General features: G+C 40.2%; 24 protein-coding genes, 2 pseudogenes and 1 riboswitch. Of the genes and pseudogenes, 17 read left to right on the top strand and 9 right to left on the bottom strand.

Annotation, left to right across the window (positions count from 1 at the left end):
• Positions 1-67 precede the first annotated feature (67 nt).
• Positions 68-1,018, top strand: a complete 951-nt coding sequence (gene glsA, locus NYE63_RS04350; protein WP_342604203.1) for a glutaminase A — start codon at positions 68-70, stop codon at positions 1,016-1,018.
• 76 nt (positions 1,019-1,094) lie between these two features.
• Entirely contained in the window at positions 1,095-1,271 is a 177-nt protein-coding gene (locus tag NYE63_RS04355; RefSeq protein ID WP_342604204.1) for a hypothetical protein, read from the top strand.
• On the opposite strand, the gene NYE63_RS04360 is transcribed toward NYE63_RS04355, so the two are convergent.
• On the bottom strand, positions 1,272-1,466 hold the full coding sequence (locus NYE63_RS04360) for a hypothetical protein (protein ID WP_063235353.1): 195 nt from the start codon (positions 1,464-1,466) through the stop codon (positions 1,272-1,274).
• Complete coding sequence (locus NYE63_RS04365) at positions 1,453-1,974, bottom strand: tyrosine-type recombinase/integrase (protein ID WP_342605677.1); 522 nt, start codon at positions 1,972-1,974, stop codon at positions 1,453-1,455. Before NYE63_RS04365 ends, NYE63_RS04360 begins: the two co-directional genes overlap by 14 nt.
• A 542-nt stretch (positions 1,975-2,516) precedes the next feature.
• Between NYE63_RS04365 and NYE63_RS04370 the strand changes: the two genes are divergently transcribed.
• From NYE63_RS04370 to clpP, 3 genes are all read left to right on the top strand, one after another.
• Positions 2,517-2,843 (top strand): hypothetical protein, encoded by a 327-nt coding sequence (locus tag NYE63_RS04370; protein ID WP_342604205.1) that lies wholly within the window; start codon positions 2,517-2,519, stop codon positions 2,841-2,843.
• Positions 2,844-3,220: 377 nt separating this feature from the next.
• Positions 3,221-3,928 (top strand): sigma-70 family RNA polymerase sigma factor, encoded by a 708-nt coding sequence (locus tag NYE63_RS04375; protein WP_342604206.1) that lies wholly within the window; start codon positions 3,221-3,223, stop codon positions 3,926-3,928.
• Between the two features lie 30 nt (positions 3,929-3,958).
• Positions 3,959-4,543: an ATP-dependent Clp endopeptidase proteolytic subunit ClpP gene (gene clpP, locus NYE63_RS04380; protein WP_063235356.1), complete on the top strand. Its 585-nt coding sequence runs from the start codon at positions 3,959-3,961 to the stop codon at positions 4,541-4,543.
• 89 nt (positions 4,544-4,632) lie between these two features.
• Here clpP and NYE63_RS04385 read toward each other — a convergent pair whose 3' ends face one another.
• On the bottom strand, positions 4,633-5,589 hold the full coding sequence (locus NYE63_RS04385; protein WP_342604207.1) for an alpha/beta hydrolase: 957 nt from the start codon (positions 5,587-5,589) through the stop codon (positions 4,633-4,635).
• Between the two features lie 341 nt (positions 5,590-5,930).
• Between NYE63_RS04385 and NYE63_RS04390 the strand changes: the two are divergent.
• Positions 5,931-6,401 (top strand): annotated as a pseudogene (locus NYE63_RS04390) (DUF6241 domain-containing protein).
• A gap of 141 nt (positions 6,402-6,542) precedes the next feature.
• Here NYE63_RS04390 and NYE63_RS04395 read toward each other — a convergent pair.
• Together NYE63_RS04395 and NYE63_RS04400 are read right to left on the bottom strand one after the other, a co-directional pair.
• Entirely contained in the window at positions 6,543-7,436 is an 894-nt protein-coding gene (locus NYE63_RS04395; protein ID WP_342604208.1) for a TauD/TfdA family dioxygenase, read from the bottom strand.
• 31 nt (positions 7,437-7,467) lie between these two features.
• A complete protein-coding gene (locus tag NYE63_RS04400) occupies positions 7,468-8,457 on the bottom strand; it encodes an aliphatic sulfonate ABC transporter substrate-binding protein (protein ID WP_342604209.1) in 990 nt (329 codons plus the stop codon).
• Between the two features lie 383 nt (positions 8,458-8,840).
• Between NYE63_RS04400 and NYE63_RS04405 the strand changes: the two genes are divergently transcribed.
• A complete protein-coding gene (locus NYE63_RS04405) occupies positions 8,841-9,608 on the top strand; it encodes an ABC transporter ATP-binding protein (protein WP_342604210.1) in 768 nt (255 codons plus the stop codon).
• Positions 9,609-9,636: 28 nt separating this feature from the next.
• Positions 9,637-10,461 carry an ABC transporter permease gene (locus NYE63_RS04410; RefSeq protein WP_342604211.1) on the top strand — a complete coding sequence of 275 codons (825 nt, stop codon included), beginning with the start codon at positions 9,637-9,639 and terminating at the stop codon, positions 10,459-10,461.
• A gap of 60 nt (positions 10,462-10,521) precedes the next feature.
• Here NYE63_RS04410 and NYE63_RS04415 read toward each other — a convergent pair whose 3' ends face one another.
• Positions 10,522-11,748 (bottom strand): ATP-binding protein, encoded by a 1,227-nt coding sequence (locus tag NYE63_RS04415; RefSeq protein ID WP_342604212.1) that lies wholly within the window; start codon positions 11,746-11,748, stop codon positions 10,522-10,524.
• 670 nt (positions 11,749-12,418) lie between these two features.
• Here NYE63_RS04415 and NYE63_RS04420 point away from each other — a divergent pair.
• The 7 genes from NYE63_RS04420 (at position 12,419) to NYE63_RS04450 (ending at position 20,616) form a co-directional block, all read left to right on the top strand.
• Complete coding sequence (locus NYE63_RS04420) at positions 12,419-13,339, top strand: glycerophosphodiester phosphodiesterase (RefSeq protein WP_342604213.1); 921 nt, start codon at positions 12,419-12,421, stop codon at positions 13,337-13,339.
• Positions 13,340-13,495: 156 nt separating this feature from the next.
• The gene (locus tag NYE63_RS04425; protein ID WP_342604214.1) at positions 13,496-14,635 is read left to right on the top strand and encodes a zinc-dependent alcohol dehydrogenase; all 1,140 of its coding nucleotides are present in this window, start codon (positions 13,496-13,498) and stop codon (positions 14,633-14,635) included.
• Between the two features lie 368 nt (positions 14,636-15,003).
• Complete coding sequence (locus tag NYE63_RS04430) at positions 15,004-15,456, top strand: hypothetical protein (protein ID WP_342604215.1); 453 nt, start codon at positions 15,004-15,006, stop codon at positions 15,454-15,456.
• Between the two features lie 234 nt (positions 15,457-15,690).
• Positions 15,691-16,227 (top strand): histidine phosphatase family protein, encoded by a 537-nt coding sequence (locus NYE63_RS04435; protein ID WP_342604216.1) that lies wholly within the window; start codon positions 15,691-15,693, stop codon positions 16,225-16,227.
• Positions 16,228-16,391: 164 nt separating this feature from the next.
• Positions 16,392-17,180, top strand: coding sequence for an HAD family hydrolase (locus NYE63_RS04440; protein WP_342604217.1), 789 nt, complete (start codon positions 16,392-16,394; stop codon positions 17,178-17,180).
• A gap of 116 nt (positions 17,181-17,296) precedes the next feature.
• Positions 17,297-17,411: riboswitch (TPP riboswitch) on the top strand.
• 135 nt (positions 17,412-17,546) lie between these two features.
• On the top strand, positions 17,547-19,328 hold the full coding sequence (gene thiC, locus NYE63_RS04445; protein ID WP_342604218.1) for a phosphomethylpyrimidine synthase ThiC: 1,782 nt from the start codon (positions 17,547-17,549) through the stop codon (positions 19,326-19,328).
• A 652-nt stretch (positions 19,329-19,980) separates the two neighbouring features.
• Positions 19,981-20,616 carry a spore coat protein gene (locus NYE63_RS04450; protein WP_342604219.1) on the top strand — a complete coding sequence of 212 codons (636 nt, stop codon included), beginning with the start codon at positions 19,981-19,983 and terminating at the stop codon, positions 20,614-20,616.
• A 106-nt stretch (positions 20,617-20,722) separates the two neighbouring features.
• On the opposite strand, the gene NYE63_RS04455 is transcribed toward NYE63_RS04450, so the two are convergent.
• The 3 genes from NYE63_RS04455 to NYE63_RS04465 form a co-directional block, all read right to left on the bottom strand.
• Positions 20,723-21,088 (bottom strand): carboxymuconolactone decarboxylase family protein, encoded by a 366-nt coding sequence (locus NYE63_RS04455; protein WP_342604220.1) that lies wholly within the window; start codon positions 21,086-21,088, stop codon positions 20,723-20,725.
• 112 nt (positions 21,089-21,200) lie between these two features.
• The gene (locus NYE63_RS04460) at positions 21,201-21,983 is read right to left on the bottom strand and encodes a cytochrome c oxidase assembly protein (protein WP_342604221.1); all 783 of its coding nucleotides are present in this window, start codon (positions 21,981-21,983) and stop codon (positions 21,201-21,203) included.
• Positions 21,973-22,491 carry a DUF2243 domain-containing protein gene (locus tag NYE63_RS04465; protein ID WP_148357338.1) on the bottom strand — a complete coding sequence of 173 codons (519 nt, stop codon included), beginning with the start codon at positions 22,489-22,491 and terminating at the stop codon, positions 21,973-21,975. Before NYE63_RS04465 ends, NYE63_RS04460 begins: the two co-directional genes overlap by 11 nt.
• A gap of 131 nt (positions 22,492-22,622) precedes the next feature.
• Here NYE63_RS04465 and NYE63_RS04470 point away from each other — a divergent pair.
• Both NYE63_RS04470 and NYE63_RS04475 read left to right on the top strand, forming a co-directional pair.
• A pseudogene (locus tag NYE63_RS04470) lies at positions 22,623-22,880 on the top strand (manganese catalase family protein); the annotation flags it as partial.
• Positions 22,881-23,060: 180 nt separating this feature from the next.
• The gene (locus NYE63_RS04475; RefSeq protein ID WP_342604222.1) at positions 23,061-24,041 is read left to right on the top strand and encodes an NAD(P)H-quinone oxidoreductase; all 981 of its coding nucleotides are present in this window, start codon (positions 23,061-23,063) and stop codon (positions 24,039-24,041) included.
• Positions 24,042-24,104: the final 63 nt, after the last annotated feature.

Consider the following 24,104-nt stretch of genomic DNA (forward strand, 5'->3'; position numbering starts at 1 on the left):
GGGATAACTAATAAAACCACTATTTAAGAACACTCCACATGACAAATTTTCTAAGGGGCGGAAAATTGTGAACAATAAGGGATGTCAATGCAGGTCCAATGAAGAATTACAGCGACTGGTCGATAAGGCAAAAAAATATACAAATATGGGAACAGTGGCAGACTATATACCGGCTCTTGAAAAGGCGAATCCTGGGGAGTTGTCTGTTGCTATTTACTATCCTGATGGAAAAGGATATTGTGCGGGGGATGTAAGCGGAAAAATGACGCTGCAAAGCATATCAAAAGTTTTGACACTTGCACTGGTATTAATGGAAAAAGGGGAGGAATATGTCTTTTCCTATGTAGGAAAAGAACCGACTGGCGACCCTTTTAATTCAATTGCCAAGTTAGAGACAAACAAGCCATCAAAGCCGTTAAACCCGATGATCAATGCAGGAGCATTGACTGTGACCCACATGATTGCAGGTGACAGTGTAAATGAGCGATTTCAGCGTATTTTACATTTTATCCGGGAGTTGACGCAAAATCCTACTATCGGCTTTAATGAAGATGTTGCCCGGTCAGAATACAATACAGCAGACTTAAATAGGGCGCTAAGTTATTTTTTGAAGCAGCATAATGTAATAAATGAGGATGTGGAGGAATTAATCGAATTGTATTCGAAGCAGTGTGCCATTGAAATGGACAGTCAGGATTTGGCGAGGATAGGCTGTGTGCTGGCCATGAATGGGAAAGATTTGCTGACGGGAAAGCAAATCATCCCCGGGGACATTGCCCGTATTTGCAAGACATTCATGGTTACTTGCGGCATGTATAACGCATCAGGTGAATTTGCCATTAATGTTGGCATACCGGCTAAAAGCGGTGTGTCAGGGGGAATCATGGGGGCTGTCCCCGGAAAATGTGGGATTGGAATTTATGGTGCAGCGCTGGATGAAAGGGGGAACAGCGTTGCCGGGATAAAAATCTTGGAAATGATGGCGAAAAAATATTCCTTAAGTATGTTTAATTTCTAAAAATTGACATCATTAGTGACGAGTCGATGATATTAATTAAGTTATTTTTTATTCGAATGTTGTCTGGAGTTAAAGATTGTTTGTTTCGTTAGCATATGGCTTAGGAGAGTCAGAAAGGAGGAAGAATGAAGCTGAAATAGAGTTAGGTGGATCAACCAGGAAGAGGAGAGGAGATGCGATTGGTACGGTGGCAGGCATTTACTTTCACGGCAAAAAAAAGACCTCTGCACATAAGGGCAAGGTCTTAAGCTGATTATAACAAGTTGGAGAAAAGAGATACTTTTTTATATAAAGCATTTACCTCTTTATTTCGATGTTCCCCGATTTCATTTCTTAGCTGGCCTTCCATATCTGTCATTAAATCAGCTAATTTCAATGCCTTTTGTCTGTCGGAAATATTGCTGCGAATGATATATTCATATTTTGCATTGTATTCAGTCAGTGACATTTCTTCCGTCCTCCCATAGTACAAAGTCATTTAAGCTGTCATCTGTTCCTTCATCAGCAATCCCAATGTACTTAAGTGTAATTTCAGGGTGTGAATGGTTAAGGATCATTTGTAACTCAGCAAGGTCCTTACTTCGTTTATAGAACCAGTACCCGAATGTTTTCCGCATGGTATGGGTACCGACGCTCTCGATGTCTACCATGTCTGCTGCTTTATTAAGTTGCCTGTAGGCTTGTATCTTACTTATTGGCTTATCGCCTTTGCGTGAGGGGAATAGCCATTCACCATCAATGGTGGCTATATAGGCGGCCAATTCATTGCATACAGTATTAAGCTGAATGATTCTTGGCTTTTTTGTTTTCCCTTCCTTGATGATGATCTCCATCTTGCCTTTGATGTCCTTTATCTTCAGCGATAATAGATCAGACACACGCAAGCCGGTATTGATGCCTAACAAGAACAATATGTAGTCTCTCTCGCTGCAATGTCTTTTCAATGACCATTTCATATCATCTAATTTTTCCAATGATCTGATTGGTTGAACGTCGATTAAATGTTCTTTTGGCAAATGTGATCACCCTTATTTCACGCTAATGGAATCAGTGTTTTGAATGTATACTTTTTTATTAATTTAAGAGTAACACTGAAAAAGGATGGAAGTCAATGTGAGGAGTATATTGATGGCAATGTATTCGGGGTTGTAGGGGGAGGTTAAGATATCGGGAAGAATTGAGATGAAAAAAACGCGGTCTCCTCTTAAAGGAAGGGCCGCGTTTTTAGATAAGTGCAAACTTCACTATTCAAAGTACATTCCCTGGATTTAATGAAGATGGTATAGAGTTCTTCGATATAGTCATGAATGGCCTTGGCTATTCGTATTAAGGTTGAATTTTAAGTGTAGATAGTTATAAAAACTATTGAAACTTGATATAATGATTCAATAGTAATATTTTTCTAAACTAGTGTTATTGATGGAAATTTAATAGAGTTCATTCAGAAAGAATAGGTCTTTTATAATTATTATGCTTTATCAGGATTGGGGAAACCACCATGAAGAGAGTTTTGGTTATATCGAAAAAGTCACTGCCTTTAATGTCAAGGTTGTTTACTATGGCAATTATGATTGCGTTTTTTTATTGTATGTTCTTGTTCGCAGACATGGAGAATGAAAAGGCAGACCGCGAGCGTCATAACGAGCGATCAGTGAATTTTGAAGAGATCAGCGATCAAGAATTGGAAGAGAAGCCAGCAGGTACTATGGTGAACTATTGTAAAGATAGCGCTAATGAGAGTCGCTCCTCCAGTTGGTTTGGTATTGAAGTAAACGAAATGGAACCTAGCGAATACACGGTTGAATGCATTGAACACTTGGAATAGCAGCAGAGTTACTATGGATCACCCGGAAATTTGAAATTCAGGATTCACAACACGGATATCCGGGAGGTCACATCCAAAGATTTGGTTGTGAACGGAGGGGAATGCGCGGAGAATATTAAGTGTTTTTGAAAATAAGGGCTTCGCTGAAATGATTGGTGATGAACCGGGTACACAGCGGGGGAGGCCCTATTTTTTGCATACAGAATAATGACATTAGCCTGTTTGGATCTTAACCAAACAGGTTTTTAGTATGAAAGGAGATCCAAGGGAAAAAATGGAATAGAATATAATGAAGAATGAAGAAAATTTTTCACCCCCATATCTTTTTCTCTTTCAGAAACGTTTATAGGATAGAGGGTGTTGAAGGAGTGAGAAAAATGATAAATAAGTTAAGGGAAGATATTTCTGAAGAAAATGATAACGGTGCGATTTTGAGTGAGGTCTATCCTGAATTGCTTCGGTTTTGCCGATTCCTGACCCAAAATAATTGGGATGGGGATGATTTGGCACAGGAAACGATATTGAAGGCAATGCAGGGCTATGGGAAGAAAACGGAGTTAACAACCGCTTTATTGAAGACGATAGCCCGCCATTCCTGGATTGATACGATTAGAAAAAGAAAAAAAGAATCTTTAGAGGATCTTTTGGATACCGAACAGCAAGGGGCAGATGGGGAAAATGTCTTTGAAACGGTTGAATATATAATGAAATCCCTTACCCCGAAACAAGCTGTAGTGTTCATATTAAAGGAAGGATTCCTCTATCGGTCCAAAGAAATATCGGGTTATTTGAACACCACGGAAACGGCAGTAAAGGCAATCTTGAACCGTGTGAAAAAGCGTTTTGACAATGACATTGATGAGCGTAAGCTGTCTTTCGTGGAAGATTGGCAAGATGAGGAGGAACAGCGGCTCATGTCCCTGATGACACAGGCTTTAAAAGCCCAAAATCCTGATATCCTCATTAAAAGCATCCCATCTTTCAAATCCCTGAACAGTGAATCGTTGGTTCCTAAACTGATGAATCGTTCGAATATTTCCAAATCAAGCTTCACTCCTTCAAACACACTCTCAATGGCTGCATAGCCAATATTATTGTTAGGAGGAAGAAGAGATATGACCACCATACCATATGTAATTGAGCAATCAGGCAAGGGTGAGCGCTCGTACGATATTTATTCCCGACTTCTAAAAGACCGTATCATCATGATTGGGGAAGAAATCACCGATCATTTAGCCAATAGTGTCGTTGCCCAATTGTTATTCTTGGCAGCAGATGCACCTGATAAAGAAATTACCATCTTCATAAACAGTCCGGGGGGATCGACCAGTGCCGGTTTCGCCATTTATGATACGATGCAATATATTAAGCCCGATATCCGGACTGTATGTACGGGGATGGCTGCTTCATTCGGTGCCATGCTTTTATTGGCGGGTACGAAAGGGAAACGGTGCGCTTTGCCAAATAGTGAAATCATGCTTCATCAACCGCTTGGTGGGGCAAGGGGGCAAGCCACGGAAATTGAAATTTCTGCCCGAAGGATTTTGAAACTGAAGGATCATATCAATCAGATCATTTCGGAAAGGACTGGGCAGCCTATCGAAAAGGTGGCGAAGGACACAGATCGTGATTACTTCTTAAGCGCAAATGAGGCTAAGGATTACGGTTTAATCGATGAAATTATCATTAAAGGGAATTAATAAAAAGACCCTGGATAAAAATAAGCTGGATGAAAACGAAAAGAAACTGTCGATATCTATATCAGCAGTTTCTTTTTTATCCTCTTACATTACTCCATATATTTATCCACAAAACCCCATACCTTGTTCCAATACTTTTCTGGATCCACTAACTCAGCTTCACCATGACCGGCACCCGGTATTATCAATTTTTCTTTGTCTACGTTCGCTGCATTGTATACGTCACCCAGCATGGAATAAGGGACGAATGAATCATCTTCCCCATGAATGAATAACATGGGTGTTTTACTTTTTAGCACTTGTTTGACAGCCGATGCTGCAGTTAAATCGTAGCCTGCACGAAGCTTTGTCACCGTGTTGGCTGCATTCATTAATGGGAATTTTGGCAATCCGAACAAATCATCAAGTTGATAGGTGAATACTTCCATTACCGAGGAGTATCCGCAATCCTCTACGATCACTTTAACATTGGAAGGCAGCTTTTCCCCGGAAGTCATCATGACGGTTGCCCCTCCCATGGATATCCCGAATAATGCAATGTTCGCCTGGGGATCTTTATCGGTAATTTGCTTGATCCATAAAAGCATATCTTTCCGGTCATCCCAGCCCATTCCAATGTAATTTCCTCCGCTTTTTCCATGTCCGCGAAGATCAGGTGCCAGCACATTGTATCCATTTCCATGAAAATTGCGAACCCACCGAATCATTTGTGTGTTATTGCCAGTATAACCATGAACGATAATAGCCCATTTATGGTCATGGTTATTATTTTCATAAAGTTTAGCACTAAGTTTTAGTTGATCTGCAGAAACAATGCTCATCTCATCCGGTTGATGCTCTTTGGCAAATTCCGCATCTGCCAATTTACTGGATTCAGCCACTTTACCTGAAACGGCTTCAGACTGAGCAAGATGGGGGTTATCGCTTAAAAAGTCTTTTTCCTTATTTGGATTTAAGGCCATATTGTAAAAATAGTTCCCGGTAAAGCCATACATAACGAGTAGAATTAAAATAATGCATATTGCAGCAATACTGAATTTCTTCATTCAAGACTCCCTCCAAAAAACTAAACCATCATTTTTAAATAATACAATATTTAGGAGTCCTTGTGAAAAAATAGAATGATGCCTAGGGTGATTATTAATATCTGAATGATCTTTGAGTAGGGCAGAGACAAGGATTTTGGATGTCTGCTTTTCTGGATAGTCCATCCATTTAATAAGTTAAAATAAATATTATCTATCATATCAATACTTTGGAGGAAGTTTTATGAAGAAAACGCAAAAGGTTTTTACTCATTAGTGGAATCTCATTTGTTGCATTATCCGGGTTGGGGATTGCTTCCTTTAAAATCATGGAAAACTCCAATGAGTATGAAAAAGCCAAAATGGAAATCAAAGCCAGGGAAACCAAGGAACAAATTGAAAGAGAAAGAGAGGATGTAAAAATCAAAGCCCAAAGGGAAGCGAAAGCTAAAGAGGCGGAACTTGAAGCGAAAACGGCGATATATGATGGGATTGAATTTGAAACAGGACTTGATGAAGACTCAACCGAAACGGAAGTCATGGTTGTCATGCATAAAATGACTCATCAAATGGTTCGATCGCAAGATAAATGGGGAGCTAGACCGATGTCCCCTAAGAGTATAGAAGAAGTTCATAAAATAGTGGATTCAAGTGATTTTCTGCATAGAGATAGATTGCTCGGCATTGCTGCCCGGTGGTGAGACTTAGATTTTAGCACGATCGTTCAGGACCATAACTTCTTTTGGGAAGACAAAGAAGGCACAGTTGGAAAAGCCCATGGCACATTAAGTGCGGCAGAAGAGATTGAATACATTGAAGTGAATTTTAAATGAGGCCTTTTGTATGAAAGTACTTAAATTGCCAAAGAGCGAGTCGGAAGACCTGTTCAATAAAGAAAACACTCAAACTTCCTGCAATAAGACCAGTTCCTCAGGAGGTTTGAGTGTTTTCGAACCTTACACTCTACATGAGTTTTATTTTTTTATAATTAGTCTGCTTGACTCGTTCTCCTTGTTTACGGGAATGTCTTTTCCTACAGTGACCCGGCGAACGACGCGGTGCTGGTCACCGTAATCGGCAATAGCGTAGTGCTGCGTGGCTAGGTTATCCCAAATGACCACGTCCCCTTCACTCCATTGCCAACGCACGGTATTTTCTAAGCGCGTGACGTATGAATCGAAGATACTTAATAATCTTTCAGATTCACTTGTTGTATATCCTTCCACTCTTCCCGCAAAGCCACCTAATAACAAATGCCTTTTTCCGGTTTCTGAGTGCACGTGAACGACTGGGTGCCTTGTTTTATAAATGGTCGATTCGAATATATCACGATATTTCTTTTTAACCTCATCATCGATGTTTTCAGCTGGTTTGAATTGAGCATAATCATATTCATTTGTATGGATCGCCCATAGTCCGTCCGCTAATTCCTTCAATCCATCCGGCAGGTCCTCATATGCTTTATTCGTATTTGCCCAAACTGTATCTCCGCCAACATTAGGGATGGTTACCCCTCTTAAAACAGAGTATTTTGGAACTTCAGGAACGAAAGTGACATCAGTATGCCAATGGTTTGCTTTAGCACCCCGTTCGGAATCAAGTTCGAAAATGTAGTTAGTATTGTCTTTGACCGGTACTGTAGGATGTGCATAAGGCTCACCCAATAGCTTGGCAAATGCTTCTTGGCTGGCATCGTCCAAATGATTTTGACCTTTGAAGAATACGACTTTATGATCGTTTAACGCTTGTTTGATTTCACTGAAAATAGCTAAATCTAAGTCTCCGCTTAATTGGACTCCTTGAATTTCCGCTCCAATCCTTCCTGCTACGGGTACCACTTTTATTTGTTGTGTTTTAGTTTCCGTCATAATCAATCTCCTCCTAATAAGGTATGTTTTTTTATTTTTTAAAGGCTTCATCAATGTATTCATTGTGGATCTGGTTTTTAAAATTAAATGATTTCTTGATATAACCCACACCAGCTAAAGTATCGATAGATTCTTGTTGTGCTTTGATGGCATCTTCGGTAAAGAAGATATTTGGTTCTTCGGCCGTTATTATTGTCTTGACCGTACCCACAGGCAATTTAGTTTCTTTGGAATAAATTTCAGATGCTTCATCTGGATTTTTAATTTGCCAGTCGGCAGCTTTTTTATAAACCTTTAAATAGGCCTCGACAATTTCAGGATGTTCTTTTGCAAATCCCTTACGTGCAATGATTGCACCAGGAGCTAATATTTTTCCTTTTACTTTAAGTGCGACAGCATTCCCTTTTTCAATATTATTAAGGTAATAAGGGTTCCATATCGCCCAGGCGTCCAATTGTTTGGTTTCAAAAGCGGCTTGAGCATCATCTGGTTGTAAGTTTATGAGTTTAATATCATCAGTCGTTAAACCATGGGCTTTCAATGCCTTGATTAAATACACATGACCCGTTGTCCCCGAAGCAACACCGACCGTTTTTCCCTTTAAGTCTTCAATCTGCTTTATGTTACCTTCTGCTTGAGCCAGGATCCGGACAGATGACTCACCTCGACCTGTTTGTGCAATCACTTCGAATGGCAGATTCTTATCAATGCCGGCAATCAGTGCACCATCCCCTAAAAAAGACAGGTCAACCCGATTGGAAGCAAGGGATTCCAAAAGCGGGGGACCACTCGGGAATTCACTCCACTCGATTTGGGCATCCAGTTTAGAAAACTCTTCGTCGAACAATCCCTTTTCCTTTGCAATGACCAACGGCCCCATCTTGCCATTTAAGGCAATATGAACTTTCAGTGGATCACTTTTCCCGGAAGCTTTACCGGCATCGGAATTACAGCCTGCCAATACAGCGATGCTAATGATGGCAAGTAGTATTGCGGTTAACTTGTTACGATGTTCCTTCATGAATTCCCTCCTTTTTCATTACACTTACCACATCTGGATAGTCAGAATAATGACAAAAAGAGATTCAATGAAGAGTATGCCGGGTTACTCTTCATTGAATCTCCGGTAGTCCAGTTGATTCAGATGACCTTTATTTAATTGGCTCCAGTGTGAAGCGGATTTGTGTATGAATGCATCTTAACAGCTGTTAGAATTATCTGTCAATTATTTTTTTACTATTAATCCGATAAATTAAATTGGTATTAGGTGTTGATTATAAATAATCGATAAGTTAATATAAAATGAAATATTGAATCGACTAGTTAACTAGAGATTCAGCAAAGGGACAATATGTGCCTTATTGCTGGATCTCTATTTTTTTTATTTGAGAAAGGGTGAGGATATTGGTTGCGACATTAGAAATTAATCATGTAAGCAAAACATTTAAGAATGAGAATGAAAGTGTCCATGTTTTGGATAATTTAAATCTGACCGTCAACAATGGGGAGTTTGTTACCATCATTGGTCCGAGCGGCTGCGGTAAAAGCACATTATTAAAGTTAATCGCAGGACTTGATTCAGATTTTGACGGTGCGATCATAGCAGGGGATCACCCGGTTAGCGGCCCTTCTAAAGACCGTGGTTTCATTTTTCAGGAGCATCGCTTATTTCCATGGCTAAACGTGGAGCAGAATATTGCGGGTAACCTTCCATTAAAGAAACCGGACATTCGAAAAAGGGTGGATGATTTGATTTCACTTGTTAAACTAAAAGGTTTTGAAAAGGCCTATCCTCGCCAATTATCCGGTGGAATGTCGCAGCGTGTTGCCATTGCCAGGGCATTATTGCGTAATCCTGAAGTTTTATTGCTGGATGAGCCATTCGGTGCATTGGATGCATTCACGCGAACTCATCTTCAAGAGGCTTTACTAGAAATATGGGAGAGGAATAAGACAACGATGGTGCTTGTCACCCATGATATTGATGAATCCATCTTTTTATCGAGGAAAGTGGTCGTCATGGATGCAAAGCCTGGGCGGATTAAAGCTATTGTTCCAATTGATTTACCATACCCAAGAACTCGAACAAGCAAAGCGTTTCAGGAATTCAGGTCCGTCATATTAACCCAACTTGATCATCATCCAGTAGAAGTGGAAGATTGGAGCATTTAAATTTTTGAAAAAAGGAAGGATGAAAATTATGTCTACACAGACCGTTGCTCAAAACAAGCGGCTTGTCATAAGGGAAACGACAAAACAATCCAGACTTGCCAAATCGGCATTGCGGGGTTCGGTCCTTCCCGTTGTCGTGTTGATTGCATGGCAAACATTAGGATCGGTTGGCATCCTGCCTGCCCAATTATTCTCATCACCTTTATTGATCGTCACGACTTTCATTGATCTCGTTCAGTCGGGAGAAATGGGCATGCATTTACAAATCAGTTTAACGCGGGCACTTCTTGGCTTTGCATTAGGTGGTTTTTTAGGCTTATTGTTAGGAGTCATCGTTGGCATGCAAAAAAAATCCGAAGAATATCTAAACCCAAGCATTCAAATGTTACGAACGGTTCCTCTACTTGCGATTACCCCTTTATTCATTATGTGGTTCGGATTTGGTGAACTATCTAAAGTGCTGCTTATTGCTTTAGGTGCTTTTTTTCCTTTATATTTACAAACTTTTTTGGGCCTTCGGAATGTGGATAAAAAACTATACGATGTTGCCCTAATCTTGGAGTTTAGCCGTCGGGAACAAATAACGAAGCTCATGATTCCGGCAGCCTTACCAAACATATTACTTGGTATTCGTTTAGCCTTAAGTGCGGCTTGGATGTGCCTGGTCGTCGCTGAATTGCTAGGTGCGGATAGAGGGGTGGGCTTCATGATCCAGGATGCCCGTTCATTCATGCAAACGGACGTCGTATTCGTAGGCATCATCATTTTTGCCCTGGCTGGTAAAATCTCAGACTCGTTTGTCCGCTTTTTAGAAAATCATTTGCTGAAATGGCAAGATAGTTTTAAAGCCTAATAGAAAAAGGATGACCTCCCGGTGTGAGAGGTCATCCTTTTTCTTATTTGGAATGTATGTTTAATCTATTTCTTTATGTAAGGGCAAATAAATGGTGAAAGATGTTCCTTTGTTCACTTCGCTCTGTACCACGATTTTCCCTTTGTATTTTTGAACGATGGAATAACAAACGGTCAGGCCGATACCGGTTCCCCTATCTTTAAGTGAATAAAATGGGGTACCTAGTATTTCAAGCTGTTCTTTTGAGAGACCTATTCCTGTATCCGTTATTTGTATTTTTGCCATGGTGCGTTCCTGCTCTGTTTCTACCTTGATGAATCCGGGTTTGTTCATTGACTCAATTCCATTTTTCATGATATTGACCAGTATCTGTTTAAGCTCGATGGGATTCATGTTAATGAACAGGTCGTCATGGAAATCCAGGAGAAAGCCTATGTTACGATTATTGGCGAAACTGGTTAATAGATCGGAAATCTTTTGGATTTCATAATTTAAAGGAATGACCTGTACATTATCCGTTTGCGGTTTTGCCAAAGACAAATAGTCATTGATAATCACTTGTGTATATTCAAGTTCTGTAAGCATGGTTTGTACATAAAATTTTTCCGTTTCATTCAGTTCCTTCTCTTGATCTAATAACTGGGCAAATCCTTTCACGACTGTAATCGGATTACGTATCTCGTGTGCAATGGTGGCAGCAAGCTGTCCGACTGAGTTCAATTGCTTGGCCTGCTGTATTTCCTTATGAAATGCATTAGTGGACTCCACTCTATTATTGGTTCCTATGAATACGAATACCAATATGATTTGTATAGCGATGAAATTAAGCGTGTTGCCGAAACTATCCAAAGCGACATATTCATAAGTGTATTGAAGATCCGTTTTTGAAATGATCAAGATGGAAGCGGGACCTAATATGATATTTAAAGTGGCGACAATATAAAACCCGATTTTATCAAAGAGAAAAATGGGAATCAAGGGCGCTATAGCAAATAAAGCCAGCATGATTGCGGTATCTGGGAATATCCAGAATTTGCTATACAAATAAACAGTAATTAAGAAAATGAATAGGGTTTTATAAAAATTGACTTCTGTTTTTAAGAAAAATAACAGAGAAATTATCATCCCCGATATTAAAATGACCTGTAATATCATCTCGTAGGGATTATCTTTCCAACTTATAGGTGATACAGAAATCCCAACTAATAGTAAAAAGGATATCATTGCCATGAATGCTTTCAGTATAAATCGGTGTTTGTTTTGATAATATTGATAATTTTTTAACATAATTCCCCTTAATATTAATATTCTGTTTGTTTGTTTAATAGTAATATGATACTAGTTTTTTGTAAATCAGAAAAAAATAGATTTTGTCACCCCTCTATCTATATTTTAGAAAGGGCTTTTCTCTAGGCAAGGTTCTGGTGAAAATTAGTACCGGAAGGGGTGCAGAATAGGAAACCACTTGTCCAGGCCCACTTCGTAAGAAAACATTAGCACATCTGATCTAATATCTGGAATTTATCGGCTCTAAGTTTGATTTATTATGGATAGGAAGACTATTGAGAGAAGGTGAGATAAAGAATGAGACTAGCGAAATATTTGAAATATATAGTCATGTTCATTTGGGTGATTGTTTTTTTCTACAATTTTAATATGTTCATGCCAAGAAACTTACTATATCTTCTTATTGGTTTACCAGTTTCCATGTTTAGCACTTTTTTTATTTATGATTTTTTTAGAAAAAGAGGCTTTTAGTGGGTTTCTAATCCAAAGAATTAAGCTGTTATTCACCTGTCTGGTCAGGTACAACAAATTAAATGAGTGCACTGCTGGTATTGTATTTGATAGGCTATTTTACCCATTTTGACTAATATATTATTTCTTTACATTATATTCGCTGTAGATTCACATTCCCCTTTTAAAATAATGGTAATAATAGGAGGGAGAGAGGGAAATGAAAATGAATATAAAGAAATTCGGTTTATGTATGATGAGTGCGGCCTTTATATTGCAGGCTACTTCCATGGGGGCTTCAGCAGCTAAAGGAAATCATTCCAATTCATCTATTTATGAGAAGAAAATCGTGAATATCGCACATCGGGGTGCTTCTGGCTATGCACCTGAACATACCATTCCCGCTTATCAATTGGGAGAACAAATGAAAGGCGACTACATAGAAATTGATCTTCAAATGACCAAGGATGGAAGATTGATAGCAATGCATGATGAAAAGGTAGATCGTACAACGAATGGTACTGGTCTGGTGAAGGATTTAACGCTGGCAGAAATCAAGAAACTGGATGCCGGTACATGGTTCAATGAAAAATATCCGCAATTGGCAAAAGAGGTCTATGAAGGGTTAACGGTTCCCACTCTTGAAGAAGTCTTTAAGAAGTTCGGCAAGCAGGCCAATTACTATATCGAAACAAAGTCCCCTGATGTGTATCCAGGAATGGAAGAAGAACTCCTGCAGGTTCTGGAAGAATATAAAATGGTGGATTCCAAAGGCCGTACCAAGAATGTATTAATACAATCGTTCAGTAAAGAAAGCCTTATGAAGGTTCATGACATGAATCCAAAGTTACCGCTTGTGCAACTTTTTTCTTATAAGAACCAAGCAACCATTTCCGATGAAGAATTGGATTCCATTAAGGAATATGCAATTGGCGTTGGCCCGAACTTCAGTAAGGTAGACGGACAATATGTGAAGATGGTTCGCAACCATGACCTTCAATTCCATCCATATACGGTAAATGATAGAGCCGATATGAAAAAGGCTCTTGAATGGGGTGCAACGGGGCTGTTTACGAATTATCCCGATGTATTCAATGAGGTACTAAGAGAGTACAAGCACAATAATATAGGCAATAAATAAAGTACTAAATAAATGGTTTCATAGGTGAGTCCCGGTTTTCCGGGGCTTTTTTGTAATGAAGGACATCTAATTCCTGGGAAAATTAGGTGTTCATAGGCTTTGTAGTCTTTTGGACGGGTATATGAAATGTAATAAGAATATTTTAGGAGATTGATTATGAAGGCTGTAACCTTTCAAGGAGCAAAAGATATACAGGTAAAACAAGTTGAAGATCCGAAACTCCAGCAAAGGGATGATATCATCGTCCGGGTGACTTCAACGGCTATATGCGGGTCCGATCTCCATATATATCAGGGTGCTCTGCCGACGCATAAAGATTATGTCATTGGCCATGAACCGATGGGCATCGTTGAAGAAGTGGGTCCGGAAGTGACGAAGGTGAAAAAAGGGGACAGGGTTGTCCTGCCTTTCAACATTTCTTGTGGGCACTGTTATTATTGTGAACATGATATGGAGAGTCAATGTGATAATTCCAACCCCAATGAAGCAGTGGATACAGGCGGATATTTTGGTTTTACTGAACGATATGGGAACTATCCAGGCGGGAAGGCAGAATATTTAAGGGTCCCATATGGAAACTTCATGCCGTTTGTCATCCCAGAGTCATGTGAACTTGAAGATGAGGCACTATTATTCATGTCCGATGTGCTGCCAACCGCATATTGGAGTGTAGAGAACGCTGGCGTCAAGAAAGATGATACGGTAGTGGTATTGGGCTGTGGGCCGATTGGTTTGATGGCTCAGAAGTTCGCTTGGATGAAAGGAGCAAAAAGGGTCATTGTCATCGACAATCTTCCTTATAGACTCAATAGGGCAAAACAGATGAACAAGGTTGAGCCTTATAACTTCGATGAATATAACGATATGGGCAGCTACATTAAGGAAATCACTTCAGGAGGGGCGGATGTGGTCATAGATTGTGTGGGAATGGATGGCAAGAAATCAACGATCGAGGCGATTGAGCAAAAGTTGAAACTTCAGGGCGGAACGTTAAGTGCGATCGAGATTGCACTTAATGCCGTACGTAAATTCGGCACGATTCAACTGACTGGCGTATACGGATCCAAATATAATATGTTCCCATTAGGCAATTTATTTGAGAGGAACATTAACCTGAAAATGGGGCAAGCACCGGTCATTCACTACATGCCCAAGCTCTTTGATAAAATCACGGCAGGAGAGTTCGACCCCACGGAAATCATATCCCATAAAGTCCCTCTTGAAAAAGCGAGTGAAGCTTATCAAATCTTTAACGATCACGAAGATGAATGTATTAAAGTGGTGTTAAATCCATAATGTGAAGCTTATAAAAAATCCAATGCATGGAGCTGCATTGGATTTTTTTAGTATGTTCACAAATGGATCGAAGTTGATGCTGTATTATGAATCCGTATAAAAGAGGTGTGAAATTTGAATGATAAATTAAGCCCGTGAACTGAAAAAATCAGGATTACATGATTTTTTTGACTATAATCGTGGCTTTCGTTTCAAGGGAATCCGGAAATGTGACGATTGACCCTTCAGATGATGAAGGAGCGTATGGTTTGAAAAAGAAGAGCTGATTAAAAAAAGATGCTGTGCCAAGTGATCTTGAATAAGGGTTTTTGGTAATGAAATGAAGTATTTATATTATATAATGATAGTGACAAAAGGAGGATGTACAGATGGTATATAATTCGGCAGCAGAACTATATGAAGGGTTTGGGTATCCGCCCGTTCACGTTAAATTGACGATAGAGATCATCGATAAGAGATTGGGACCTGTAAAGGCAGAAGCGGAGATTGCCATCAAGCCTGTTAAGTCAAAGGAATATCTAGAAGTATTGGTGGAGGAATTGGAATCGGAGCATATCTTTGCTGATGAAAATGGCAGTATCTATGGCAGCTTCGGCATCGATCAAAGCATCCAGATATATGATGAAGTCCTGACTACCATTCCGTTCGAAGAGTTAATAGGAAATGAAAATTGGAAAGAGACAGTTGAGGAAACCATCACGGTGGATAAGCTAAAGGAACAACTGAGGAAATCCCTCAATGATTATCAATTCAGTGATTTGAGCGGGAAATATAAATTCAGGAAAAGATGTACGATAACAGAACTTCAATTCATAGATTAAACCATGACTGGAGAAGGCGAAATGCTTTCTCTTTTTTCGATGCTATCATAATCAAAGCCTAGCAGTGACACAAACCGTAAAATTTTTTTAAACATACACAATGTCAAGGAGAGCTCAGTAAGGTTTTTACTGGTTTCAGCTTACATTTATTATATAGGTTTACATAGGGTAATATATTGATAATGGCTTTTACAAGAAAGAAACGAATATTTAAAAAGATAAAAAGGAGAATATATGAAAATTGGCTTGGTACGGCATTTTAAGGTGGCACATGAATTTCCTACTGGGAGATCTGTGACGGCGGATGATATGAAGCAATGGTTTGAGGAATATGATGCAGCGGATATTATTTATGGAACGACTTTATTTGGCGTGGAGGAATGGCAGGAATGTTATTGCAGTGATATGTCGAGGGCCGTTAAGACAGCGGAACATATTTATCCAGGTACGGTTCATCGGATGGAGGAGCTGCGGGAAATACCTTCTCCCCCTCTCAAAGGAAGGGTGAAACTGCCGTTCATCCTTTGGGCCATCTGGATTCGCAGCTGCTCGGTGTTCAACAAGCAGACAAGGGCGGAAATTAAGATTGCAGAGCGAAGGATCAATAAAGTATTGGATGAAGTCTTTGCAAAGGGGGAAAGGGATGTTCTGATCGTGAGTCATGCGGCCCTCATGGTATATATAAGAAAGGAGCTGATCCGACGGGGGTTCACAGGTCCAAAATTCAAGATTGCCAGTAATGGAAAGCTTTATGTATTTGAAAGATGCTGAGGGGAAATATAGGGCTTACTACCAGAAAGAGTAAGTGATTTTGCTGATTTTAAGAAAGAGGAAGGCATTTTCCGAATAGTTATTCTTTTTTTATTGGTTGTGGTTTATTATTGTAATAGTGTAATTTTTACGAATTCAATAATAGGGAAAGAGGGGTGGACATTTTGCTTAAGGCAGTTTTTTTTGATTTAGATGATACATTACTATGGGATCAGAAAAGTGTAAAAGAGGCTTTTGTGGCCACATGCGAAGTGGCCAAGGAGAAATATGATCTGAATGTCGACGAGTTTGAAGAAGCGGTGCGAAAGGAAGCGCGTGAGCTTTATTCTTCTTACGATACATATGCATTCACTCAAATGATCGGAATCAACCCATTTGAGGGACTATGGGGGAATTTTCAGGATGATCATGATGAATTCCGGAAGATGGCCGGGATTGCACCGGCTTATCGGAAGGAAGCGTGGACGAGAGGCTTAAAGGCATTAGGGATCGATGACCCGGAATTTGGGCTTGAACTGGCAGAACGTTTTCCGGCCGAGAGACGCAAAAAGCCATTTATCTATGAAGAATCATTCCGTGTTCTGGATGAATTAAAAGGGAAGTACAAATTGCTATTGCTTACGAACGGATCTCCTGAACTGCAAAATACCAAACTTGAAATTACGCCTGAACTGGTTCCTTATTTTGACCAAATCGTGATTTCAGGTGCATTTGGACGAGGTAAACCAGATGCCTCCATTTTTGAGCATGCTTTGGAAATCATGGAGCTTGATAAGGATGAAGTATTGATGGTCGGCGATAATTTAATGACTGATATCCTTGGAGCATCACGGGTAGGCATAAAGTCGGTCTGGATAAATCGCCATGATAAGGAACGAAATGAAGTGCTTCCAACCTATGAAATCAAGCATTTAGAGGAGCTTTTCCCTATCCTTGAGAGCCTGGGGAACTAATTGGCGGTACTCCTCAAAATACCAAATTTTAGAGAGTTGTTAAGGAAATATTAGGTCTTTCAAAGTATTTACAGAATGAAAAGGGTGATATATAGTTACCCTGTAATTAATTAAATTATTCAGACTAGGGGTGTCCAATAAAAGTTGGGCTGAGAGAGAAGCGCTTAAGCTTCTTAACCCTCAGGACCTGATCTGGTTCATACCAGCGTGGGGAAGTTAGAATCTACTAAACAATGACATTTCAATTGGTCATTTTTGTAGTCAAACTAACGTTAGCCGGGTCTTAAATATGAGATCCGGCTTTTTCGTGCGAAATGGATTGGATTTTGTCCTTTTTAAATGAACTTAAAAAGGAGAAATGAAATCATGATGAGTAATTCAGTAAATGACATGAACGTTTCAATTATGTCCAGTTTTGCCGGGAGTAAAAAAGTGTATGTTGAGGGATCCAGACCTGATATTAAAGTACCTATGCGTGAAATTAAGCTAAGTCCGACTACAGGTGCATTCGGTGAAGAGGATAACCCGCCTTTACGAGTATATGACACAAGCGGCTTTTATACGGATTCAGAATATCCCATTGATATTCATAAAGGTCTTGCCCCGATTAGACGCAGTTGGGTTCTGGAACGGGAAGATGTTGAAGAGTATGAAGGCCGTGAAATAAAGCCCGAAGATAACGGGTATAAAAAAGTGGAAGCACAATCCAACGCAGAAGTTTTTCCGGGATTGAAAAGAAAACCATTGCGTGCAGTTAAAGGGCAAAACGTAACCCAGCTCCATTATGCCCGTAAAGGAATCATTACTCCGGAAATGGAGTTCATTTCGATCAGGGAAAATGTGGCCCCTGAGTTTGTAAGAGAAGAGGTAGCTAGCGGGCGTGCGATCATTCCGGCAAATATTAACCATCCTGAAAGTGAGCCCATGATCATCGGACGTAATTTTCACGTGAAAATAAATGCGAATATTGGAAATTCCGCTGTTAGTTCATCGATCGAAGCTGAAGTGGAGAAAATGACTTGGGCTACACGATGGGGTGCAGACAATATAATGGATCTTTCCACCGGAAAGAATATTCACACGACCCGGGAATGGATTATCAGGAATTCACCTGTTCCGGTTGGGACGGTTCCGATATATCAAGCATTGGAAAAAGTGAATGGAGTAGCGGAAGATTTAAATTGGGAAGTTTTCCGGGATACATTAATCGAGCAGGCTGAGCAAGGTGTCGATTACTTCACCATACACGCTGGTGTGCTTTTGCGATACATCCCCATGACAGCAAAGCGAGTTACGGGAATTGTTTCCCGAGGGGGCTCCATCATGGCACAATGGTGCTTGGCCCACCACCAAGAAAGTTTTCTCTATACTCACTTTGAAGAGATTTGTGAAATCATGAAGGCGTATGATGTCTCTTTCTCATTAGGTGACGGCCTCCGTCCGGGATCCATTGCAGATGCAAACGATGAGGCACAATTTGCTGAATTGGAAACACTTGGGGAACTGACGAAGATTGCTTGGAAGCACGATGTTCAAGTCATGGTGGAGGGACCCGGTCACGTACCGATGCATTTGATTAAAGAAAATATGGATAAGCAGCTGGAAGTCTGTCAAGAAGCACCATTCTATACCCTGGGACCATTGACAACGGATATAGCTCCTGGATACGATCATATCACTTCTGCGATTGGTGCTGCCATGATTGGATGGTTTGGAACTGCCATGCTTTGTTATGTGACACCGAAAGAGCATTTGGGACTTCCGAATAAAGAGGATGTTCGAGTAGGGGTCATTACTTATAAAATTGCGGCCCACGCAGCTGACCTTGCTAAAGGCCATCCGCATGCAAGAAAACGGGATGATGCGCTTTCTAAGGCTAGATTCGAATTTCGTTGGAGAGATCAATTCAATCTTTCCCTCGATCCTGAAAGGGCGGTCGAATATCACGATGAAACACTTCCGGCTGAAGGAGCCAAAACAGCCCATTTCTGTTCAATGTGCGGACCAAAATTCTGCAGTATGAGAATCTCTCAGGACATCCGTGATTTGGCGAAGGAAAAGGGTCTGGGTTTTGAGTCGGTGATCGATGAAGGGCTTAAAGAAAAAGCGAATGAATTTAGGAAAACGGACGGGGAAATCTATCAATGATTCCGATGAGAGGGAGAATTCGATGAATCGGGTAATCCAGATAAAAGTTGAAATGAAACAGTTGGAAACTCAATTGGAACAGTTGAAAAGAGAGCTGGACATTTTTCGGGAGAATTGTAATCATGAATTTGTAAAAAATGATTATAGTCAACAATGTACAAAGTGCTACTTAATCGAAAGTCTGCAATGGTAGTGATTCCTTAATCGTCCTTTCATTATCGGAATTAACCCTTTAATCATGTTGGGATTCAATCACGAAGTCAGCGTGATTAAGGGGATATTTTTAAGCTCATCCATTAAAGCAAAGTTGGAAAAATGCCGCTTGATACTTTACCTTTTATTCCTTGCAGCCATTCTTGATAACATTCATCACAGAGCATCTCATTTCTATCCGTGTCAGTAACTTGAAACGTTACAACATGGATTTTTTTCTTCCGTGTCATCAGTACAATAGAAGCATTTATGTGTATCTTGAAATCCTCCCATTCAATAAAAGTGTTTATAGTTTAAAGCGCCACGGCTTTTTTTATACAGAAGATATGATGTAGGCAGCTTAATCGGTCATCTTGGAAGAGTTTAGATTGAATAATCCTGTTGGGTTTTAACATACTAAACTTGTTCGCTTGATTGATAAAACGAGGAGGGAAATACAATGCAAAATCAAAATCAATATCAACAAGGTCAAGTACACCAGAACATGCAAACTGGTGCTATTCCTCCACAAATGAATCATGGAGGTCACGAAGTATTCGATGTGCATGAAGTGTTATCGGGAACGATTGGTACACTAAACACTTATATGCTTTTGCGTCAGCATGTACAGGATCAGGAATTGCTGGATATTTTGGATCGCCAATATCAGTTCATCCAAGATGAATATAATATTACATTGGAGTGCTTTCAAACGGGTCAGGATCCTTCTAAACCGACCCAGAGCTACAAAATGAATCAAGGTAACGATTTTATATATGGATTGACTCCAACACAGCCTAAGAAACCTTTGCAATCCGTCTCGGAAATTACGGATGAATGCATTTCAGGCATGATGCTTGGAGCTGTTAAGTCTGCAGCATCCTTGAAAGCGATGTCAGCGCTTGAAATAACGAATCCTGTGGTTCGCCGTGTATTTGCAGATTCCATTCCGAACTGCATTGAGATGGCATATGAGATTTCGTTATATCAAAACAAGCATCATTACTACCAAGTTCCACAGCTTGCACAGCAGGATATGCAACAAATGATGAATTCGTATGCACCCTCACAAAGAAATAACAACATTAGTCATTAAAAGCAAACATTAAATGACAAGGCTTTTTGGCCATGTATGCTAAATAGATTTTTTTTAAAAGAACATAAAGAAGGGGTAGGACTATAACTGTCCTATCCCTTCTTTATTACTGTTTCATCTGATTTATTTCCTGGATGCATTCCTGGACGAGGGTTACAGCCTGACTCATGGTTGCTCCTCCGCCAAATGCTGCTGTCACACCAATTGCTTCAAGAATTTCTTGTTCGGAACAGCCTTGATCAAGACATCCTTTTGTATGATAGATAATACAGTATTCATCTTGTGAATATAAGCTTATTCCTAGTGCGATAAGCTGTTTTTCTTTCCTGGATAATTGACCTTCTTTAAAGCACTCTTCCGTAAAAGAATTGAATTTCTCAGCAAGATCTGGCATTTTATGCGTAAAGGCACCGATTCCAGCTTTATAATCACGAAGAGCACTTTCAGTAGAATTGTTAGCTTCAAATTCCATTTTCCATTCAGCTCCATCCTAAATTTTTTTCATCAAAAATTAGTATGAGCTAAATGTTGGACGAATAAACAGAAACACAGGAGTTTAAAAAGCAATCATAGAACTGTTCCTGCTACAAGGCAAGGGTGCCTTTAGGACGGGTGGCTTTGAACCATTGATAGCAAAGGATGCAGATAAGTGCTACGTCAATGGCATCACCGGCATAGTACATTAACATTCCGCCATTTTCCGCCTGTTCCTTGGTGACCCCGCTTGGCGGGTGGGCAAAAATATATTTAGAAAGGATATCATGGCCGGCCAGTGAAATTGTAAATACGATAGCTCGAAACATGAAGCTGAACCTGTGGGGAGTCGGGTCCATATAAATTATCGAGGCAGTGAATAGATAGCCCACTATGAACACGTGAAAATGCACCAATGCATGTAGAAGGGCGTCCTGATGCATCACCCCAAATAAACCGGTTGTATAGAGTAACCAAAGCCCTCCAATATTAAGCACGGAGGCAGTGATAGGATTGCTTAAAATGCTCAGCGGCCGACTTTTCAACACCTGTGAAAGGCATCTTGCTGATGGCACATCAAGTGTTCGCAGTGCAAGAGTAATAGGTGCAGCAAACACGAGTAAGATGGGTGCAATCATTCCAAGCAGTAAATGACCAACCATATGCGCCGTGAAGTCCATATGCGCGCGATTGGCTATGGGGCCTGTAATTGCAGAGGCTGCACAGATGGTGCCAAGAATCCAAAAGAAAGTACGGTATAAGGGCCATTTTTTATAGCGGCGGCTCGAAATTACGACAGCTGCGATATAAATCACTATAACAAGCGTGAATAAAATCAATAAAATTGGTTCAAAATCAGCACCATTTTCATGAATATGTCCATTACTGTGCATTGCGGGCGTCTTCTTTCGTTTTAAGTAAGCTGCGTCTTGTTTGAATGACGAGGGTAATGCCAATCAAGATCATGATTGTGGCTGCAATGTTCCAAATCAAGTCGTATGGAAGAATGTCGACATTGTAACGGATTTGATGGAGACGCATGAGCTTGTGCTGGATGATCCCATCATATAACTGAAATGAACCTGCCCCGAGTAAAACTCCTCCTATCCACCTTTTCAGCCATAATCCCTTTCGACGACGAAGGTCAGCAAACATGAATAAAGACCCGACCGTTGCGAACCAGCTTAGTGCGTGAAATAAACCATCCGAGACAAGCCCAATATTGGATGTGGACTTGTCATAGAAATGGTGCCAATGTAATAGTTGATGAAAGATGGCCTCATCGATGAATGCGACCAATCCGATCCCAAATAGAAAACCGGACCATAGATTACGAGCGGAATAAGTATAACGTAATTCTGAAATAGATTGATCTTTTTGATTTCGGGGCTTGAAATCCATTTTCCATCCTCCTTTTAGGTTTCTTTGATATGGATCATTTTCCTATATATGGATCTTTTTACTTTACCCTGTATTGTAAAGTTATAGACAGGTAATTGGACCTTTTATAAATCTTATTTATCGAGCCATAAAATGGCGTTGTCGTTCCCGCTTCATTCCCACCGGAAGCGGAAATGGAATCTCAACCGGAAGCGTACGAATTCTGGAACTTGTCAGAAGGTAATGAATCAGCAGACGGCTTGTGGGCAACAGGAAGCGCCCCAGATGATACGGGAGATTTTGTTTATGTAGCTGAACCAGTTGCAAAAGGGCAGATACCTAACCCTAAGGTACCGGCAGCACAATTGCATCATGACTTGGATAGAAATCAATCGCTTAATAAACGGTAATTGAAACTCTTCAAAAAAGCGCGATGGACCCGAAAGGGACATCGGCTTTTTTTTATTCTCTCATGTTTACCAAAACCTAATTATTTGCTTGTGGATATTTTTTGGAGTAGCATAGTTTCCATCTTCAAGACAAAACATTTTAAAGGATGGTCACGAAATTAATGGTAAGGAGTGGGTCAAATGAAAGCAGTAGTGGTTAAAGAACCGGGTGGAGCAGAACAATTACTATTTAAAGATTTTTCAAAGCCCATGCCGGAAAAAGGGGAAATATTAATTAAGGTGAAAGCCTCTGCGATAAATAGAACGGATATTGTTTCACGAGAAGGGAAATCCGGTTATATGGCCAATCCAATATTGGGGATTGAGGTTTCTGGGGAAGTGGTGGAAACAGGGGAAGGTGCAAATATACAATTAGGGACAAGGGTGATGGGCCTTGTAAACGGCGGCGGTTATGCTCAATATGCCTTGATGCCGGCTGATCGAGCAATGAAAATCCCGGATAACCTGTCATTTGAAGAAGCGGCAGCGATTCCTGAAGTATTCTTGACGGCGTACCAAACCTTGTTTTGGTTAGGTGAATTGAAGGATCAAGATACGGTATTGATTCATGCTGGCGGAAGCGGTGTAGGCACAGCAGCTATCCAACTGGCAAAAAAATTAACAAAAGCGAAGATCATCACTACAGCCGGCTCAAAGGAAAAATTGGATTTCTGTCACTCACTAGGAGCGGATATCTGTATCAACTATAAAGATCAATCTTTTGACGAGGAAGTACTGAAAGCTACAAATAATCAAGGAGTGGATGTTATCCTGGATTTCATCGGTGCCTCTTACTGGGAGAAAAACCTTAAAAGCATAAAAACTGATGGACGATGGGTACTGATAGGCATTCTAGGCGGAACTGTAGTCGAGAAGGTGAACTTGATGGAACTTCTTTTAAAAAGAGTACAATTAAAAGGCACTCTATTAACTCCTCGGAGTGATGAATATAAAAAAGAGTTAACCGAAGAATTTGTTAAAAAGGCGATGCCGTTGTTCCTTCAAAATGAAATCAAGGCAATCGTGGATCATGTCTTCGCTTTTGAAGAGGTACAAAGGGCGCATGAACATATGGAAGCCAATAAGAATTTAGGTAAAATCATCTTACAGGTAAATGAATGATTAAAGAAAACAAAACTGCTTCGAAGAATGAATGGAGGAGGTTGCCCAGAATTAAGACATTAT

It is taken from the genome of Peribacillus sp. FSL E2-0159, assembly GCF_038643155.1.
Classification (GTDB): Bacteria; Bacillota; Bacilli; order Bacillales; family DSM-1321; genus Peribacillus; species Peribacillus simplex.